The organism is Saccharomonospora sp. NPDC046836, assembly GCF_040645195.1.
In the GTDB taxonomy this organism is placed as follows: Bacteria; Actinomycetota; Actinomycetes; order Mycobacteriales; family Pseudonocardiaceae; genus Prauserella_A.
Map to the genome: position 1 here is coordinate 71,138 of NZ_JBEYXW010000003.1, position 17,609 is coordinate 88,746.

Sequence of the window (17,609 nt, forward strand, 5' to 3'; positions counted from 1 at the left end):
GGTAGTGACCTTCGCCACATAGGGTGGGTGCCCTCAATGACGAGGTGAGGGAGGATTGCGTTGTCGTTGTCATCTGTGGCCCGGAGAACGTCTGTCGCGAGCGAGACCGAGGGCCTCACCATTCCCGTTCTGCTGCGTCGCAACGCCACCGAATTCGGAGCCAAGCCGGCGCTCACCTCACTCGACGCCGCGAGCAGTCCGACACTGACCTGGGGACAGCTCCGCGACGAGATCGCCGCCGTGTCGCGCGGGCTCGCCGATCTCGGACTGGCCGCGGGTCAGCGCATGATCATCATGGCGCCCAGCCGTCCCGAGCATCTGATCGCCGATCTCGCGGCCACCCATCTCGGCGCCATCCCGTGCACGGCGTACTCGACCCTCAGCAGCGAGCAGATCGCCTACGTCGTGAACCACAGCGCGGCGCCGATCGCCGTGCTCGGTGGCCCCGACGAGCTCGAACGCTGGTTACCGGTACTGGACCAGCTGCCCAACCTCGAGCACATCGTCGTCATGGACGCCAGCACGCTGCCGGAGGACGACGACCGCTTCCGCACATTCGCGGACGTGCGCGCGCGTGGCGCAGCCCGGCATGCCGAGGAGCCGGAGGTGTTCGAATGGACCGCCGACGCCATCGAGCCCGACGATCCACTGGCGATGATCTACACCTCGGGCACGACCGGAGTGCCGAAAGGTGTCGTGCTCTCCCACCGCAACGCCATCCATGAGGCACTCGCCGTGCATTCGCTGCACTGCAGCCCCATGCACATGAAGAACATCGCCTACCTGCCGCTGGCACACATCGCCGAACGGGAGCTGTCGATCTACATGCCGATCGTCTACGCCGGACACGTGCACACGCTGGCCGATCCGCAGGCCATCGTCAGCGCGCTGGCCCAGGTGCGTCCGGACGGTTTCTTCGGTGTGCCCAGGGTGTGGGAGAAGATGGCCGCCGGGCTGAAGATGATGCTGGCCGGTGTCCCCGAAGAGCGGCGCACCGCTCTGCTCGAGGCCAATGAGCTGCTGCAGGAGGGTTACCGGCTGCGCGGTGCGGGCAAGGAGGTGCCGGCCGAGCTCGCCGCGAGGATCGCCGAGGCCGACCGGACGGTGCTGGCACCGGTGCGACAGTTACTGGGTCTGGACAATCTTTGCGTGCCATCCAGTGGTGCCGCCGCGCTTCCGGTGGAGGTGCTGTACTTCATCGCCGGGCTCGGCGTCGAGATCCAGGAGGTCTGGGGACTCTCGGAGACCACCGGCGCCGCCACGTCGAACACCGCGGGCGCCTGCAAGCCGGGCACGGTCGGCCGCCCGGTCGCCGACGTCGAGGTCCGGACCGGTGACGACGGTGAGCTGTTCGTCCGCGGCCCCATCGTCTTCCTCGGCTACCTGCAGGACGACGGCTCCATCCAGCCGGCGACCGATGCCGGTGGCTGGTTCGCCACGGGCGACATCGGGACCATCGACGACGATGGGTTCGTGACCATCACCGACCGCAAGAAGGAGCTGATCATCACGGCCGGCGGCAAGAACATCGCACCGACCAGGATCGAGAGCCTGCTCAAGGAGCATCCGCTCATCGGGCATGCGGTGGCGATCGGCGACAACCGGCCCTACATCACGGCACTGATCGTGCTCGACGACGAGGCGGCACCGGCATGGGCCGCCGCGAAGGGCATCGAGGGTGCCGCCGGGGCAGAGCCGGCCACGCTCGCGGCGCATCCCGACGTGCGAGCCGAGATCGACCGGGCCGTCGAGTCCGCCAACCACCGGCTCGCCAGAGCCGAGCAGGTGAAGCGTTACCACCTAGTCGCCAGCGCGTGGACGCCGGAGAGCGGCGAGCTGACTCCCACCCTCAAGCTCAAGCGGCGCATCATCACGCAGCGCTACGAATCCGAGATAGCCACCCTCTACGACGCGTGAGTAAACGTCCCCCAAGGCCACCTTGGTCGCATTGAATGCAACCAAGGTGGCCTTGGGGGACAACTCAGTCGTTACGCAGTGTCACGCGCTGCGCAGCGGTGGCGCGGTAGCGGTACCCGTCCACTTGCGCAGGCGTGGTGGGACCCGCTTCTCCAGCCCGTAGGGCTCGAGGTGTGCGCTGAACACCTCGTCGAACGCGCGCTGCACGCTGTCGGAATCCCACACCTCCCGCTCGAGAATCGGCGCCTTCAGATACGGCTGGCCCACAATGTGCAGCTGTGGGCCGTTGCACCGGATGAGCTGTCCGGTGATGCCCTGCGCCCCGTCGCCCAGCAGGAACAGCACCACCGGCGCGATCCGTGCCGGGGTGCGATCAGGCGGGCAGTTGCGCAGCGACCGTTCCGACTTCCAGACCATCCGGGTGTGCGCCAGTGGGCACACCGCGTTCACGCGGATGCCGACGTCCTCCATGTCCAGCGCCCACGAGTACGTCAGCGAGGCGACCGCTCCCTTGCTTGCCGCATACGTGCCGAGCTTGCGCTGCCCCAGGGACGCCCCCGAGGAGATGTTGACGATCGAACCGCCGTTGCCGCCGGCGACCATGGCCTGCGCCGCCGCCATCCCGGTGTAGATCACGCCGAGAACATTGGTCTCGACCAGCTCGCGAACCCGGCTGGGATCCTCCTGCCAGGGCAGTGCCTCGTAGTTGACCCCTGCGTTGTTGACCAATCCGTCGACACCGCCGAACTCGGCTCCGCACAGGTCGATGATCGCCCGCGCCTGCTCCGGATCGGCGACGTTGTGTCCACTGGCGACGGCACGACCACCGTGCGCCCTGATGTTCGCCGCGGTCGCTTCGGCGAGTTCGGCGTCCACATCGTTCACCACCACGGCGGCGCCTGCCTGCGCCGCGTGCACAGCAAAGGCTTCCCCGAGCCCCCGCCCCGCACCTGTCACCACCACGGCCTTGCCATCGAGCAGCTTGTCCATTGTTTCTCCCACCGCCAGCACCGAGCTGAACTCGGTCCCTCCACTGCATCTGGCCTCTTCCAGTGTTGGTCACGTGGGATGGTTCGGCGCGGCAGTACGCGCCGAACGGTGTACTCACTGCGCCGAACGAGGCCCCAGCGATCGGCTGGGGGAAACTGCCGGGCTGTCACGTGACTCTGAGTAGCCCCGTACGTTGGTCCGAAGCACACAGGCCGGGGAGCTGCGCCATTAGTCCGATCAGGGCAACGTTTTCAGTTCGTCTCCCTTTAGCCGGCGTGATACCTACCGTTGGGTTGGGCATTGCACGTAGTAATCGATTCGGCACAGGGTGACACTAGTTGGGAACGAGCACGGCGCCGCGGCTGAGCACGGCGCTCCGCAACCGGGAGTTCCGTGCGCTCTGGGCTGCCGAGGCTCAGTCGGTGGCAGGCGACCATCTGACCACCGTCGCACTGGCGATTCTCGTCTACAGCCGCACGGGCTCCGCACTGTGGACCGCGGTGGTCTACGCCTTGACGTTCCTGCCCGCTCTGGTCGGCGGGCTCGGACTGGCGCAGCTCGCCGACAGGTTCCCACGCCGCACCGTACTCGTGAGCTGCGCGCTGCTCCAGGCATTGCTGGTCGGCGGAATGGCGATACCCGGCGCGCCGCTTGCGTTGCTGTGCCTGCTGATCGTGCTGGTGCGACTGGTGGGTGCCCCGGTCAACGCCGCACAGAACGCGCTGACCCGGGAGGTGTTCATCGACGACGAGGTCTATTTGCGGAGCCAGGACCTGCGTGGCATCACCACGAACATCGCCATGCTGGCCGGACTGGCCGGCGGTGGCGTGCTCGTCACGGCGTTCGGCCCGTCATGGGCACTGGCGCTCGACGCGTTCACCTTCGTCATCGCCGCCGCCGTCGTCCGGCTGAGCGTGCGCTGGCGCCCGGCCGCCGGCAATCCCGACGAGGCGTGGTTCGGCGCCGCTCGGTGGGTCTTCGGGCAACGCAGGCTCCGTATCCTCATCGCCTTCTCGTGGCTGGTGGGCCTCGCGGTGGTTCCCGAAGGGCTCGCCGCTCCACTTGCGCATCAGATCGGTGCCGCCGAGCACGCCGTCGGCTGGCTGCTCGCGGCAGATCCCGTCGGGTTCATCGTGGGCGTGTTCGTGCTCTCGCGGTTCGTCTCCGCGGAGAACCGGCGGCGGTACATGGGGTTGCTGGCGATCGCCGCCTCGGGCGTGCTGATCGCGTTCGTCCTGGAGCCGAACCTGCCGTTCGCTCTGCTCCTGCTGGCACTCGCCGGCGCCGCGGGCGCCTACATCGTCACCGTGGGCGCCACGTTCATCACCTGGGTGCCCAACGAGCTGCGCGGCGGCGCGGGTGGCTTGTACCGCACGGGGCTGCGCGTCGCGCAGGGAGTGGGTGTCGCGCTCGGCGGAGTCCTCACCGAGTGGGTGGGCTCCGCGACCACGGCCATCGCGCTGGCCGGCTTCGCCGGGGTTGTTCTCACCGTGCCCGTCGCCTTTTCCTGGGCACGTATCCATGCCGCGCCCGGCGGTACCGCCGCTGGGCATGCCTGACCGGAAAATGCGAATACAGCTTGCGTCAGAAGTCACGACCGGACATGACCACAACCCCTCCTGCCATTCGAACATGATTGCGAAAAAAGTGACTACGCGTGTTCATTACTACTGTTAGTACTCAGAAGTCGCGACCCGCCACGATGTCACCTCCTTAACGATTGCTAACGAATTTCCATCAACGCCAGGTATCTCAGAAATCACGACCAGTCACCGGAAACACCTCCTTCACCTGAGCTGCCAACAGCGTTCACTTGGAGCACTATCAGAAATCACGACCGGACACGGTGCACCTCCATTGCCAGCAGAATCCGATGAGCCTGTGTTTTTTCTAGATCAGAAGTCGCGACCAGACAAGGGAGAACACCTCCGATCGCCTAGTTGCCGGAATCATCGCCCGCCGACGCTACAGCCGGCGTCCTCGCCACACGACGGTTCTCGCGCGGTGAGATGATACCTGCTGTGTGGAGTGTCGCGTTCTGTCGCGGACTCCGCAGAGCGTACTTAATGACCATGACGCACACCTTGGGAGGTTTGGCGAGTGCCGCTCACGCCTCACGATCGGCGTCAGCCGGCGCCCTCCAGCCCAAGTGAGCCGACGCTGCCCGATCCCAGCGGCAACGGCGCCGTGACCGGGCAGGCCCCGCCTGGCGAAGGCACCGGCGGGACACCGGCCACGCGGCACGGGATCATCGCTCGGATCAGGGCATGGGCGCTATGGCGCAGGCCCAAGCGGTTCATCGTGTTCTTGCTCCTGATGGAGCTCGCGGCGGTGGTCGGGTTCGCTGCGGCCTTCACGGTTGCGGCGACGCCCGACGGCACGGACTGGCTCCGGTTCGCCATCCTGGCGGCGGGTGCCACCGTCCATATTCAGCTCACCCAGCGGCAGGAGGAACGCAGGCGCAACCGGACGAAGACGGTCCTCATCGACCTGATCGCTGTGTGGGTGTTCCCCGCCATCCTGGTGCTCCCGGCGACGCTGGCGGTGTTGCTCGTGGTGCTGATCCGGGTTCAGCGCTGGTTCACCGCGCGGCGGCCCCCGCACAACTTCATCTTCTCGTCCATTTCGCACAGTCTCGCCGCGGCGCTGGCCGGCCTGAGCTACGCCTCGCTCCACCCGCAGGACTGGCATTCGGTCACCGCACTGGGCTCGCTGCGCGAGTTTGGTCTAGTCCTCATAGCCGCAGCCGTGTACGAAGGCGTCCAGGTGCTCTACGTCGGTGGCATCCTCGCGCTCAGCGGGCCGCGTCCGACGGTGCGCACCGTGCTGGGCAGCAAGGCGGACAACCTGCTGGAGGCCATCACCACCGGCCTCGGCGCGGTGACGGCGGTGCTGCTCGTGACCATGCCACCGACGGTCGTGATCATGGCTGTGGTCACGGTGTTCTTCAACCGGCTCGCAGAGCTCGACCAGCTGCAGGACGACGTGGTCACCGACCCCAAGACGGGCCTGCTCAACATGCGCGGCTGGTCGGAATCCGCCGAACGGGCGCTCGAGCGCATCAGCCGCGCTGACGGCAACCTCGCCATGCTCATGATCGACCTGGACCACTTCAAGTGGATCAATGACAGCTTCGGCCATCCCGCGGGTGACGACGTACTCGGCGCGGTGGCGAAGGCGCTGGGCGAGGTCACCAGGCCGGCCGACATCGTCGGCCGGTTCGGCGGCGAGGAGTTCCTCGTGCTGTTGCCCGACGCCGACGCGGCGGCAGCGCAGGTCGCCGCCGAGCGCGTGCGCAACACGATCGCGCACCTGCGCATCGACACCACCGACAAACGCGGCGCGCAGACCACGATCACCGACCGCACCACCTCGATCGGCGTCGCGGTGTTCCCGCTCCACGCGGCGACACTCGCCAGCCTGATGCAAGCCGCCGACGCGGCTGTCTACGAGGCGAAGGAGAACGGTCGCAACCAGGTGCGCTTCGCGCGGCCGGTCACCCAGTAGCCTGGCGCAGGCCCTAATCCGGGGTTTCCCGGATGCCACCCCCTGCCGATCACTGCAATTCTTGGAGACCATGACGGCACGAACCGAGGAGACTCCGCCCGCGTCCAGACGCGGGCGGGGCCGCGTCTGGACATCGGCGTGGGTCCTGCTCCTCGTGCTCGTCGTCACCGGGTTCGGCTTCGTCGCCTCCCGCTCCGCCGCGGTGCCCGACAACGGGCCGCCACACGATGGCACGGCCGCCGCGCACCGCGCGATCGAGGCGCTTCTCCGACCGGGGCCCTCTCCCGATGCCCTCGACCTACTGCCGCCCGACTTCACCGCGGTGACCGGTGTCGTACCGGGCAGCCTGGCGGCACGCGACGGCACGGTGAGGACCGTCCACGTCGACGGCGGGTGCTCCACCCCATGGGGCGACGACAACACGCGCTGGGACTTCGGCACACCGTGCAAGGCACACGACCTCGGCTACGACCTGCTGCGCTACGCCGAGAAGAAAGGTCACCCCCTGAGCCAGGACGTGCGCCGGGCCCTCGACGACCGGCTGTCGGCCGACATGCACGCCACCTGCCGGCTCAACCCGCGGGGGTCGGAGAGCGTGTGTCAAGTCGTGGCGTCGTTGTACTCCGCGGGGCTGGTGGCGAACTCATGGCACCAGCGCTGGGGGCCGCCGATCGGCGAGCCGCTCACACCGATACTCGCCGGCGTCGCGGCGATCGGCCTGCTGCTGTCGTTCCGGCTGCGCGGCTGGCTCGGCATGCGGCGTACCCGGCCGCGACGCACCCCCACCGCCCTGAGGACCGTTTCCCGGCCGGTGGATCGGTGGACCGTGCTCGGTGTGGCCAGCATCGCGCTGCTCGTCCTCGGTGAGGCTTCGGTCGCGCTCGCGAGGTGGGCAGGTGCGCCCCCGGCCCTGCTGTGGCCGTTCACCTGGGTTGCGCAGCTGGCGTTCGTGTTCTTCTTCGCGGGAGGCCACGCCAACCTCACGGGCTGGCGAGCCGTGCGCGAGTCCGGCGGTGGGTACCGCGAGTACCTGGCACACCGGACCAGCTGGCTGCTGCGCCTGACGCTGGTCTTCGCCGTGGTCGCGTTCGCCGTGCCGATCGCGCTGGAGGTGCTCGCGATCCCGGCCCCCACCACCGAGATCGTGGTCCGGATCGCGCTGCATCCGTTGTGGCTGCTCGGGGTGTACGTACTCACCGTCGTCGCGACGCCCGCCATGCACGCGCTGCACCGGCGGGCACCGGTTGCCGTCGCGCTCACGCTCACCGGCCTGCTGATACTGACCGAGCTCGTCACGCGCCGGCTCGGCCCGACGGCGCTGGACCACGCCGCGACACTGTTGCTGGCCCTGCTCGCCCAGCAGCTGGCTTTCGCCCACCTCGACCGGCCCGGCCGGCGATCGTGGGCGCTGGTGGTCGCCGTCGCCGGGCTCGCCGCTCTCGGCGCAGGGGCAGCCGCGGGCCTCGTGCCGGTGACCATGCTCGGAGTCGCGGGCGCACCACCCGCGCTCGCGGCTCCGGTGCTGCCGGTACTGCTGCTCGGTCTCGTCCAGCTGAGTGCGCTGAGCATGCTGCGTCCCTGGCTCGGCCGGCTCGCCGCGCGACCGGGCGTGCTGCAGGCCACCCGGTTCGCCGCACGGGCACCGATGAGCCTGTACCTCGTCTTCCTCGCCGCGATGTTGCTGGTTGTTGCCGCCGTGTACCTGCCGGGCAGGCTCGATGCGGGCAGCGGCAAGGTGCTCGTGGCCGTCGCGATACTCACCGGGCCTGCCGCGCTGGTGTTCTGGTGGTTCGAGCGACATCTCGGCCACCAACCGCCGCTGGTGCCCGCGGGACCGGTCGCCGCGAGCGGACTGGACCGCGTGCTCGGCTACGCGGCTACCACGGCAGGAATCGGGTACTCCACGATCGGGGTGTTCGGTTTCGCGGTCAGTAGCTTCGGCGGAACGGCGAACGCCCTGCTACCGGGGTTACCAATGGATTCCATCCAGAGCCTGGTCCAGTTGCTGCTCGGCATGTCGCTGCTGCACACCGTGCGCACGGGCAGCACGAGCGCACCACGCACCTGGCTGTTGACCGCACTGGTGTGCGTGTCGCCACTACTGTCCGCGACCGCCGGCCCCGATACCCTGGCGGTTGGCGTCATTGTGTACGGCGCCACGGTGGTGCTGGCTGTGGCGGCGGCGTTGGCTACGGTGTGGGCCAGTCGCACGGCGAGCAGCTACGCAGGGTAAACGAGCGCCACACCGGAACCGGGACGACCACACCACCGGATCGGTGTGCCACGCTACGACAACCTGGATCGCCGCTCAGACGTCACATATGGGACCGTAACTGTCGAGGAAAGGAGCCGTTGGCGTGGACTACCCGCCGCGGGACTCCCCGCGAGGCCGTGGTCCCGCGAGGCCGTGGCAGGACCGCGCGGGCGGCTCACCGGTACCGCCGGGCGGCGGTCGTCCGGTGCCACCACCTGGGGGCAGGTCGGTGCCACCAGACGGTGGCAGGCGTGTTCCCTCGCCCGGCCGCAGGCCTGCGCCACGTGAGACGTCCGGTTCCTCCTCCGCCGGCAAACGGTCTGCCGCACAGCCCCCTCGACGCCCTCCGACACAGCGCCCGCGCACACCGCCACCGCCACCGCCGCCCAAGCGGCGCACGCTGCGCGGACCGAAGATCGTGCTGGTCATCGTCTCGGCGCTGGTGATGACGGCCACCGGCTATGCGTGGGCGGTGATGCAGGGGCTGGTCAACGGGCTGACCGTGACCGATGTGATCGCCGAGCCCAACGACCTGCCCGCGGACGGTGCTCGCGACATCCTGCTGGTCGGCATGGACAGCCGCACCGATGCGCAGGGCAACCCACTGTCCGAGGAGATGCTCGCGAAGCTGCGCGCCGGTGTCTCCGATGGTGCGCTCAACACCGACACGCTGATCCTCGTCCACATACCCAACGACGGTAAGAAGGCCGTGGCGATCTCGCTGCCACGTGACTCCTATGTCGATATCCCGGGATTCGGCAAACACAAGATCAACTCGGCCTACGCCCGCGCCAAGCTCGCTGCCCGCGACGAACTCCAGCAGCAGGGCGTCACCGACTCCAGGGAGCTGGAGCTCCGCAGCAACCAGGAGGGCGCGAAGACCCTCATCAAGACTGTGGAGGAGCTCACCGGGGCGACCATCGACAACTACGCCGCGATCAACCTGCTCGGCTTCTACGACATCACGCAGGCCATCGGTGGCGTGGACGTCTGCCTGAACAAAGCGGTCGACGACTCGTACTCGGGGGCGAAGTTCAACGCCGGTCCGCAGACGATCTCGGGTTTCCAGGCGCTCGCCTTCGTCCGGCAGCGGCATGGCCTGCTGCGTGGCGACCTCGACCGGGTCGTCCGCCAGCAGGTGTTCATGGCAGGCCTTGCCCGCAAGGTTCTCTCCGCCGGCACGCTGGCCGATCCGGCCAGACTGAACGGACTGATCAATGCCGTCCAGAAGTCGGTGGTGGTCAACCAGGGCTGGGACCTGATCGGCTTCGCACAGCAGCTGCAGGGGCTCTCGGGTGGGCAGATCCAGTTCGACACCATCCCCGTCGTGAACCCCGAGTACGACACCGTGGAAGACGGCCAGGCCGTCCAGGTGGACCCGCAGGAGGTCCGCCAGTTCGTGCAGCAGCTCAACGGTGTGCAGCCCAGCAAGGGGAGCGCCCCGGCGCCGGACGCCGGCGAGATCACCGTCGACGTGCTCAACGCATCAGGCGTCACCGGGCTCGCGGGCCAGGTGGCGGAGTCCCTGGTGCAGCAGGGATTCGTCCAGGGCGAGGTCGACAACGCCACGGCCAGGTCCACCACTGTCGTGCAGGTTCCTGCCGGTCAGGAAAAGGCGGGCGAGAAGGTGGCCGACGCGATCGGCGGGGCCGAGGTCGCCACCGACTCGAGCGTGCCTGCCGGGCATGTGCGGGTGCTGCTGGCGCCCGACTACTCCCCCGACGACAGCACGTCCGGCGTGGCGCAGCCGGCAATGCAGCCGCAGGCGCCTCCCGTCGCACAACAGCCACCCACCCAAGAGCCGCCGATCACCGCGCAAGGCGTGACCTGCGTCAACTAAGAGGTCACGCAGATAGGGAACGTTCGGGCTGGCCCACCTGGGACCCGCCCTCCGCCTTGTATCCCCGGGTGCGGGTGTCCCGCAAGACGCCGCCGCCTGGACGCCGCCACGCCTCGGGGTCCGGGTGTCCCCGAAATTCAGCCGAGACCCCTATCCGCGCGACCTCCAAGCCTGGGTGAGCCCATTCGGTGCCTTTTGATCGCCCATTCGGAGTAGTTGAAGGACTTTCATCAAAATTTCTACGTATGCCGCGTAAGCCAAAGCGGCCCGGTCGCTTTCACTGCCGTGATGAACGCATGCGCTGTGCCGCCTCAGTCGGTGCACGGCAGCTCACGGGGTGCAGGCGAAGGACCGGGAGTGCAGCTCGACGCGGATACGTACCAGCGGATTCTGGGTGAAGAACTACGCAAGCTCCGCAAGAAGCGAGGGTGGACACGCAAGGAGCTCAACCAGCGCCTGCAGAGCGATATCTCGCTCCAGACGCTGGCGACCTATGAGCTCGGTACGCGGCAGTGCTCCATCGTCCGGCTGGTCGAGCTGTGCCTGGCAATGGACGAGCTGCCGCAGAACCTGCTGGCGCGCGTGCACAAGCGGGTGTTCGGCGAGGAACCCGGCCGGATCCGCGTGAACCTTGCCCGGGTGGTCGCCACCGACCAGCAGGGCCTCGAGCCACTACGCCGCTGGGCGGAGGGCAGGCTGACCCAGTCGAGCAGCGCCGACGTGCTGCTCGATCTGCCGGCTCTGGATCGGATGGCCGAGCTCTGTGGTCTGCCGACCCAGGAGCTGATCGGCAGGCTCCGCGACCTGTCCGTGGTGTCCACCAGCCAGTGAGCTGAGGCCGCTACCGGATGAGCTCGAAGTCGTCGGCACGCACGTTGCGGGTCTGGAGCCAGTACCGCCACGTGAAGCCTGGCCAGATGGTGCGGTTGACGCCCTTGGCGTCCAGGTACCAGCTCGTGCAGCCGCCCCGGGTCCAGATGCCGTGCTCGAGCTTGCGCTGGATGTCGTCGTTGAACTCCGCCTGCACGTCCCGCCGCACGTCGAGCGCCGCCGCGCCACGCGACTCGACGAGACGGATGGCCTCGCTGATGTAGCGGATCTGCTGTTCGATCATGAACACCACCGAGTTGTGGCCGAGGCCGGTGTTAGGACCGAGCAGGAAGAACAGGTTCGGAAAGCCGGCGACCGTGATGCCCTTGTGGGTCTGCATGCCCTCCGCCGACCACAGCTTGCCCAGGTTGCGACTGCCCGTTCCGATGATGTCGAGGTCGTCGAAGGCGTCGGTGACGTGGAAGCCGGTGCCGTAGATGATCGCGTCGACCTCGTGTTCACGTCCCGAGGTGTCGATGATGCCACGCTCGGTGACCTCAGTGACGCCGTCGGTGATGACCTCGACGTTGCCGCGGTTCAGCGCCGGGTAGTAGTCGTTGGAGATCAGCACGCGCTTGCAGCCCATGACATAGCTCGGCGTGAGCTTCTCGCGTAGCACCGGGTCGCTGATGTGTCTGTCGATGTGCCGCTTGGCGATCTTCTGCACGAGCCTCATCAGGCGCGGTTCGCGGTTGAACCCGACCGCCCGCAGTTCCAGCAACCAGTAGAGGAGGTTGCGGTACGCGCGCTGCGCCACCGGCACGCGGGCGAACAGCTCCTTGGCCCACTCCGGCATGACGTGATCCGGTTTCGGCATGATCCACGGCGGTGTCCGCTGGAACACCGTCAGCCGCGTCACTTCACCGGCGATGTGCGGCACGAACTGGATGGCGCTGGCACCGGTGCCGATGACCGCGACCTTCTGGTTCCTCAGGTCATAATCGTGCTCCCACGCGGCGGAATGGAAGGCCCTGCCCCGGAACCGTTCGATGCCGGCCAGCCCGGGAACCTGCGGCAGGTGCAGCGCACCCACGCCGGCGACGAGGAACCTGCCGACGACCTCGACGCCGCCCGCGGTGGCCACGTGCCACCGGTTCTCGTCCGGATCCCAGCGTGCGCCGGTCACGTCCTGGCCGAACCGGACGAACCGGCGCAGGTCGTACTTGGCGGCAACGCGCCGCAGGTACTCGTGGATCTCCGGCTGCGGCGAGAACGACCGGGACCAGCGCGGGTTCTGCTCGAAGGAGAACGAGTACATGTGCGACTGGACGTCGCACGCGCAGCCGGGATACGTGTTGTCGCGCCAGGTACCGCCGATGTCGCCGGCCTTCTCGAGGAGCACGAAGTCGTCGCGGCCCTCCTTGCGGAGCTGGATCGCCATGCCGAGCCCCGAGAACCCGGTACCGACGATGACGACTTCCGCCTCGATGCGGTTGCCCATGGCGCCTCCCTGACGCAGTTCCCGTTACCGGAAGTCCATCTTACTGGGAGTAAGTTACTTCCGGTAGAGTGAACAGCGTGAGCGCAGCCGCGAAGTCCCAGGCGCCGCGCAAGCGCATGCCCCGTGCGCAGCGTGAGCGGCAGATGGTCGAGATCGCCGAAATCGTGTTCGCCGAACGCGGATACTCCGCGGCATCCATGGACGACATCGCCGACCGGGTCGGCGTGTCCAAGCCGATGCTCTACGAGTACTTCAACTCCAAGGAAGGCCTGCTCCTCGCGTGCATCAGCGAGGCGAGGGCCCAACTGCGGCACGTCACCGAGCAGGCCGTGGCCGGCGCAACAGACGCGCAGGACGCGATGCGCCGCGGCTTGCAGGCGTTCTTCGTGTTCATCCGTGAGCGCAGGCAGGCGTGGGCACTGGTACGGCACGAGTCGACCCTCATCGGCACGTCGGCGGCACAGGAGATCGAGGCGACCCGCCAGCAGCAGACGGACCTGATCGCCGCATTGATGACTGGCTACTTCGATGACGCCGATGCCGGCCGCGTCGAAGCGGCAGCGGAATTCGTCGTCGGGGGCTGCGAGCGGCTCGCCATCTGGTGCGAGCGGCACGAGGACGTCACCCCCGAAGTCGCCACGCAACACGCCATGGACCTGCTGTGGTACGGCCTGGAGCGGCTTGCTACCCGATAATCAACCGAGCGAGATCGGTGAACTGCCCTAAGTAGTGACACACTGAGAGTGTTCTCACGCTCAGTAGTTTCTGACACATTGTCGTATTGCTGGATCGACGAAAACGTAACAGAATCTCAACGAGCGCCTGACGGGCACACCCGATCGGGTTGTTTGTGAACTGGCGTCATAAGACAGCGCCGAAACAGTCTCCCACTGTGGGCAACGCTGTCGGAAGAGGGGTGGACTGGTGGCGCAAGCGATCACTGCCGTGTATGTGCAGGAAGACGACGACTGGACTGTCACGGTCGCCGGGTGGGGGAAGGAACTCGACGACAGGGCGCCGGGGATCATCGCGGCGCGCGATCGGGCCGACCAGCTGGTCGAGAAGATCGCGCCCGAGGGCGCGAGCCCGACGGTCGTGCATCTGCTCAACGGCAGCGCGCTGGAGTTCACGAGCGTCTACATGACGGCTCGCCTCGCGCGCTCCGAGCCGGAGAGCGAGGAGCTGGAGAACAAGACGGAAGCCGCGGGGAAGGTGGCGACCACGCCCGAGCAGCCGAAGCCGAGATCCCGGCGAGCTGCCGCGAACAAGAACGATGGCGAGGCGGCCGCGAAGCCGACGAGGCGTGGGGTGCCGCGCAAGGAACTCAGCAAGAGCCCCAAGACCGCGGCGAAGAAGGAGACCCCGAGCCGGCAGAACAAGAGCAACACGCCCCGGGCCGAGAACAACTACGCGTCCAGCGCCGCCGGAAGCCGGCCGCGCGCAGCTGGACAGGCCAGCGCGGCCGGCTGAACCCCACGTTGGGGCTGCTGACGCACCGTCGGTGCGTCAGCGCAGTAGCTTGCGCACCAGGAGCACCGCGATCAGCACACCAGCGCCGATCAGCGGGAACTTCACCTTGGGCTCCTCGAGCTTGGCGGTCAGGCTCGTCTTGGCGTTGTCGGCGAGCCGCTTCGGGCTGGCCCGGGTGCCGAGCTGGTCCAGCGTGGTGGCCAGCGCCTCCCTCGCCTTCTCGATGTCGCGTTCGATGGTCTCCGGATCGCGAGCCACGTATCCTCCCTCGCTGAGCATGCTTGGCAGCAGCCTGCCACGGTAGATCAGCCGACCTGCGGCCACCCCATCTGCCACGCCGATTCGACCGCGTTACCAGTACCGCTAGGCTTGATCGGGTCGGGCCCGTAGCCCAATTGGCAGAGGCACACGGTTTAGGTCCGTGCCAGTGTGGGTTCGAGTCCCACCGGGCCCACAACACCCCCTGACCTGCAGCGATGTATCGACCCTCACCCGCATCCTCGGGCGTCGTGCAGCAGAAATACAGCAAACGCCGGAATAGCGGCATGGAGACAGACCCGGAAGGGACTCCATGCCCCAGATACAGATGCCCGCAGTCGAGCTGCGGAAGAACTTCACGCTGGTCGCCGAACGGCTTGCTGGGATGCGAGACGAGGCGTTGGCGGAGGCCAAGGTAGACGCAGATCCATACCTCCAACGCCTCTACAAGAGGGAGGCTTCGGCGTACCGGTTGGCGCTGAGCGCCCTGCACATCTGGACCCATGGTGAGTTCGGCCAAACGCTCGAAGACCAGCCAGGCGCCTATGGCGACGCGGCGACCCGATGAGCCGCCTTCGTCGCACGCTCCAGCGCACTCTCGACAGGCTCGTATGGCTCGCCGTACATGCCGCGCCGAGGCTGTTCCGCCGAGCGCTCGACGAGCCCACCGAGGAGCAGGCCCGGAAAGCGATTGTGCGGCAGCGTCGCCGCCGGCAGCCGAGAACGACCGCTACTTCGACGGATCGTGGTGACGAGCTAGTGCGGGGCGTGGGTAGCGACGCGCGCGAGGAGGGTGCGTGCGTCGTCGCCCTCGGCGGCCACGTCCCACAACCGGTCTGTGAGGGCGCGGTAGAGGGCCACGTCATCGGGATCTGTGGCGATGACATCAGTGTGGTTGACCTCGATCGTGACCGTGTCGTCGAGGATCGTGTAGCCGTGCATGGTGATGGTGGGCAGCACGGTGTCAAGCGGGAGCACGCCGAGCCGAACGTGCGCCAGGCCCGCGAGGCGCTCAAACGCCCAGACGGCACGGGAGGTCGATCTGCACCACCAGCAGGTGGCCTGCCCAGTGCTACCGCATCGCGACCTGGTGGCCGAAGAAGCGCGGGGCTGGCACGAGATCGAGAAGCGTGAGACCGTGGCCAAGCTCAAGTGACGAGCAGATCGAGCAATCGGGCGACGTCGAGACCATCTGTTGCCGCACGTGTGGAGGGGGCCCCGTATGACCGAGCGCGAGGACGACGCACCGGACCCGCGTAGCGTCGCGGTGCTGTGCAACAGCTGTGGTGGCGAAGGGTTCACCTTCGAACCGAAGTTCGCCCTGTTGAGCGGTGTGGCGCAGACGGTGATGACACGGCAAGCGTGCAAGTGGTGCACCGAGGGCCGACGCCGGTTCCGGGCCCCGGTGTAGACCTTTCGCTAGCTGCCGCAGACACAACCCGCCGCTTCCGTGGCGCTCTTGCCGAGCGTGTCGGCGTCACCCTTGACCACGTAGACCTCCCACGGCTCGCTGCCAGGGCCGGTCACCCACACCTTGTCCTGACGGGCATAGCAGCACGAGGTGTCGTTCTCCTCGAACGTCGCCAGGCCGGCGTCCTTCAGCCGGGCGGTGGCCGCGAGGACCTCGTCGGTGGTGGCGACCTCCACGCCGAGGTGGTCCAGCCGGGTGTCCTGCCCCGGCTCGCCCTCGATGAGCACGAGCTTCAGCGGCGGCTCGGCGATGGCGAAGTTGGCATAGCCGTCGCGGCGCTTGGCCGGTTCGGTGCCGAACAGCGTGGAATAGAACGCGATGGAGGCCTCCAGGTCGGCGACGCGCAGGGCCAGCTGGACACGAGACATGACGATCTCCCATCACTAGAGAGCCTGTATCGACAAACATCGATACAAGAGAGATTGCCATCGGATTAGATAGCCGTCAACATAGAGGCATGTCGAAACAAGGCGGTCTGCCGCTCGCCGAGCAGGGCACGTCATGCTGCGCGCCGATGGCCCGGGAACCGCTGGGCGAGGACGACGCGGCCGAGCTGTCGCGGATGTTCAAGGCGTTGTCGGACCCGGTGCGGCTGCGCCTGTTGTCACTGATCGCCTCGCATGAGGGCGGCGAGGCATGCGTGTGCGAGCTGATTGGCCCGTTCGACGTGTCGCAGCCGACGATCTCCCACCACCTGAAGGTGCTGCGGGAGGCGGGCCTGGTGGACTGCGAGCGCCGCGGGACCTGGGTCTACTACTGGGTGCTGCCAGCCACGCTGGCACGGCTTTCGGCCCTGCTCCAGGCCCCCGCAACAGCCATGGAAGTCAGCGCGTGAGCGGACAGCCGCCACTTGCGCGGCGGGCGACGGCCGAATTCGTTGGCACAGCGGCGCTGGTGGCCGTGGTGGTCGGCTCCGGCATCCAGGCCACCGGTCTGACTCGCGACGTCGGGATTCAGCTGCTGGCCAACTCGCTGGCGACCGTGCTTGGCCTTGCCGTGCTGATCGTCCTGTTCGGCCCCATCTCCGGTGCGCATTTCAACCCGGTTGTCACGCTCGCCGCCTACCTCACCGATCGCCGTGACGGGAATGGCCCGCCCCCGCATGCCGTCCTGGCCTACGTGTCCGCTCAGATCGCGGGGGCGGTCAGCGGCGCGGTCCTGGCCGACGCGATGTTCGCCCAGCCGCTGGTGGCGTGGTCCACCCACGACCGGTTCGCTCCCCACCTCTGGCTCGGCGAGGTCGTCGCCACCGCCGGGCTGATCCTGCTGATCTTCGGCCTGACCCGCACCGGCCGCGCCCACCTCGCCCCGGCCACGGTCGCCTCCTTCATCGGGGCGGCCTACTGGTTCACCTCCTCCACCAGCTTCGCCAACCCCGCAGTGACCATTGGCCGCGCATTCACCGACACCTTCGCGGGCATCGCGCCCGGCTCCGTGCCGCCATTCCTCGCCGCACAACTGATCGGCGGCGCGGCCGGGCTGGGGCTGATGGCCATCGTGTTCGGCCGCCCGACCCCCGGCGACGACGACGTCACCCTCCCCCACGACGCCGACCACCTGGCCAACCCCGCACGTTGAAGAAAGACAGGCC

Annotated in this window: 17 protein-coding genes and 1 tRNA gene; 13 read left to right on the top strand and 5 right to left on the bottom strand. The window is 67.8% G+C overall.

Features of this window, described 5'->3' with window-relative positions; translation table 11 throughout:
• Positions 1-75 precede the first annotated feature (75 nt).
• Positions 76-1,917: an AMP-dependent synthetase/ligase gene (locus ABZ863_RS05405; protein WP_358531384.1), complete on the top strand. Its 1,842-nt coding sequence runs from the start codon at positions 76-78 to the stop codon at positions 1,915-1,917.
• A gap of 81 nt (positions 1,918-1,998) precedes the next feature.
• Here ABZ863_RS05405 and ABZ863_RS05410 read toward each other — a convergent pair whose 3' ends face one another.
• Positions 1,999-2,907 carry an SDR family oxidoreductase gene (locus tag ABZ863_RS05410; protein WP_358531386.1) on the bottom strand — a complete coding sequence of 303 codons (909 nt, stop codon included), beginning with the start codon at positions 2,905-2,907 and terminating at the stop codon, positions 1,999-2,001.
• A 362-nt stretch (positions 2,908-3,269) separates the two neighbouring features.
• On the opposite strand from ABZ863_RS05410, the gene ABZ863_RS05415 reads away from it, so the two are divergent.
• From ABZ863_RS05415 to ABZ863_RS05435, 5 genes are all read left to right on the top strand, one after another.
• Positions 3,270-4,466, top strand: coding sequence for an MFS transporter (locus ABZ863_RS05415; protein WP_358531780.1), 1,197 nt, complete (start codon positions 3,270-3,272; stop codon positions 4,464-4,466).
• A 757-nt stretch (positions 4,467-5,223) separates the two neighbouring features.
• On the top strand, positions 5,224-6,414 hold the full coding sequence (locus ABZ863_RS05420) for a GGDEF domain-containing protein (RefSeq protein WP_358531782.1): 1,191 nt from the start codon (positions 5,224-5,226) through the stop codon (positions 6,412-6,414).
• 70 nt (positions 6,415-6,484) lie between these two features.
• On the top strand, positions 6,485-8,647 hold the full coding sequence (locus ABZ863_RS05425) for a phospholipase A2 (protein ID WP_358531388.1): 2,163 nt from the start codon (positions 6,485-6,487) through the stop codon (positions 8,645-8,647).
• A gap of 466 nt (positions 8,648-9,113) precedes the next feature.
• Positions 9,114-10,508, top strand: a complete 1,395-nt coding sequence (locus ABZ863_RS05430; protein WP_358531784.1) for an LCP family protein — start codon at positions 9,114-9,116, stop codon at positions 10,506-10,508.
• 357 nt (positions 10,509-10,865) lie between these two features.
• Positions 10,866-11,339 carry a helix-turn-helix transcriptional regulator gene (locus ABZ863_RS05435; RefSeq protein ID WP_358531786.1) on the top strand — a complete coding sequence of 158 codons (474 nt, stop codon included), beginning with the start codon at positions 10,866-10,868 and terminating at the stop codon, positions 11,337-11,339.
• 10 nt (positions 11,340-11,349) lie between these two features.
• Here the strand turns inward: ABZ863_RS05435 and ABZ863_RS05440 are convergent, their stop codons facing one another.
• On the bottom strand, positions 11,350-12,819 hold the full coding sequence (locus ABZ863_RS05440; protein WP_358531390.1) for an NAD(P)/FAD-dependent oxidoreductase: 1,470 nt from the start codon (positions 12,817-12,819) through the stop codon (positions 11,350-11,352).
• Positions 12,820-12,935: 116 nt separating this feature from the next.
• Here ABZ863_RS05440 and ABZ863_RS05445 point away from each other — a divergent pair, with 116 nt between their 5' ends.
• Both ABZ863_RS05445 and ABZ863_RS05450 read left to right on the top strand, forming a co-directional pair.
• A complete protein-coding gene (locus ABZ863_RS05445) occupies positions 12,936-13,514 on the top strand; it encodes a helix-turn-helix domain-containing protein (RefSeq protein WP_358531787.1) in 579 nt (192 codons plus the stop codon).
• A gap of 229 nt (positions 13,515-13,743) precedes the next feature.
• Positions 13,744-14,289, top strand: a complete 546-nt coding sequence (locus tag ABZ863_RS05450; RefSeq protein ID WP_358531392.1) for a hypothetical protein — start codon at positions 13,744-13,746, stop codon at positions 14,287-14,289.
• Between the two features lie 36 nt (positions 14,290-14,325).
• Here ABZ863_RS05450 and ABZ863_RS05455 read toward each other — a convergent pair whose 3' ends face one another.
• On the bottom strand, positions 14,326-14,547 hold the full coding sequence (locus ABZ863_RS05455; protein WP_358531394.1) for a DUF3618 domain-containing protein: 222 nt from the start codon (positions 14,545-14,547) through the stop codon (positions 14,326-14,328).
• 122 nt (positions 14,548-14,669) lie between these two features.
• Between ABZ863_RS05455 and ABZ863_RS05460 the strand changes: the two genes are divergently transcribed.
• Positions 14,670-14,743, top strand: a tRNA-Leu gene (locus ABZ863_RS05460).
• A 117-nt stretch (positions 14,744-14,860) separates the two neighbouring features.
• The gene (locus ABZ863_RS05465; RefSeq protein WP_358531395.1) at positions 14,861-15,115 is read left to right on the top strand and encodes a hypothetical protein; all 255 of its coding nucleotides are present in this window, start codon (positions 14,861-14,863) and stop codon (positions 15,113-15,115) included.
• A 188-nt stretch (positions 15,116-15,303) separates the two neighbouring features.
• Here the strand turns inward: ABZ863_RS05465 and ABZ863_RS05470 are convergent, their stop codons facing one another.
• Positions 15,304-15,546, bottom strand: a complete 243-nt coding sequence (locus tag ABZ863_RS05470; protein ID WP_358531789.1) for a Scr1 family TA system antitoxin-like transcriptional regulator — start codon at positions 15,544-15,546, stop codon at positions 15,304-15,306.
• Between the two features lie 223 nt (positions 15,547-15,769).
• On the opposite strand from ABZ863_RS05470, the gene ABZ863_RS05475 reads away from it, so the two are divergent.
• Positions 15,770-15,958, top strand: coding sequence for a hypothetical protein (locus ABZ863_RS05475; RefSeq protein WP_358531397.1), 189 nt, complete (start codon positions 15,770-15,772; stop codon positions 15,956-15,958).
• Between the two features lie 8 nt (positions 15,959-15,966).
• Here the strand turns inward: ABZ863_RS05475 and ABZ863_RS05480 are convergent, their stop codons facing one another.
• Positions 15,967-16,386 carry an ArsI/CadI family heavy metal resistance metalloenzyme gene (locus tag ABZ863_RS05480; RefSeq protein WP_358531399.1) on the bottom strand — a complete coding sequence of 140 codons (420 nt, stop codon included), beginning with the start codon at positions 16,384-16,386 and terminating at the stop codon, positions 15,967-15,969.
• 89 nt (positions 16,387-16,475) lie between these two features.
• Here ABZ863_RS05480 and ABZ863_RS05485 point away from each other — a divergent pair, with 89 nt between their 5' ends.
• Positions 16,476-16,853 carry a metalloregulator ArsR/SmtB family transcription factor gene (locus ABZ863_RS05485; RefSeq protein ID WP_358531400.1) on the top strand — a complete coding sequence of 126 codons (378 nt, stop codon included), beginning with the start codon at positions 16,476-16,478 and terminating at the stop codon, positions 16,851-16,853.
• Positions 16,850-17,596: an MIP/aquaporin family protein gene (locus ABZ863_RS05490; RefSeq protein ID WP_358531402.1), complete on the top strand. Its 747-nt coding sequence runs from the start codon at positions 16,850-16,852 to the stop codon at positions 17,594-17,596. Before ABZ863_RS05485 ends, ABZ863_RS05490 begins: the two co-directional genes overlap by 4 nt.
• Positions 17,597-17,609 lie beyond the last annotated feature (13 nt).

What these genes read in the sequence shown, in the direction of transcription:
- ABZ863_RS05425 (WP_358531388.1), top strand. Translation starts at nt 6,485, where the DNA reads ATGACGGCACGAACCGAGGAGACTCCGCCCGCGTCCAGACGCGGGCGG.
- ABZ863_RS05420 (WP_358531782.1), top strand. Translation starts at nt 5,224, where the DNA reads ATGGAGCTCGCGGCGGTGGTCGGGTTCGCTGCGGCCTTCACGGTTGCG.
- ABZ863_RS05485 (WP_358531400.1), top strand. Translation starts at nt 16,476, where the DNA reads ATGTCGAAACAAGGCGGTCTGCCGCTCGCCGAGCAGGGCACGTCATGC.
- ABZ863_RS05480 (WP_358531399.1), bottom strand. Translation starts at nt 16,386, where the DNA reads ATGTCTCGTGTCCAGCTGGCCCTGCGCGTCGCCGACCTGGAGGCCTCC.
- ABZ863_RS05475 (WP_358531397.1), top strand. Translation starts at nt 15,770, where the DNA reads ATGACCGAGCGCGAGGACGACGCACCGGACCCGCGTAGCGTCGCGGTG.
- ABZ863_RS05410 (WP_358531386.1), bottom strand. Translation starts at nt 2,907, where the DNA reads ATGGACAAGCTGCTCGATGGCAAGGCCGTGGTGGTGACAGGTGCGGGG.
- ABZ863_RS05430 (WP_358531784.1), top strand. Translation starts at nt 9,114, where the DNA reads ATGACGGCCACCGGCTATGCGTGGGCGGTGATGCAGGGGCTGGTCAAC.
- ABZ863_RS05440 (WP_358531390.1), bottom strand. Translation starts at nt 12,819, where the DNA reads ATGGGCAACCGCATCGAGGCGGAAGTCGTCATCGTCGGTACCGGGTTC.
- ABZ863_RS05445 (WP_358531787.1), top strand. Translation starts at nt 12,936, where the DNA reads ATGCCCCGTGCGCAGCGTGAGCGGCAGATGGTCGAGATCGCCGAAATC.
- ABZ863_RS05465 (WP_358531395.1), top strand. Translation starts at nt 14,861, where the DNA reads ATGCCCCAGATACAGATGCCCGCAGTCGAGCTGCGGAAGAACTTCACG.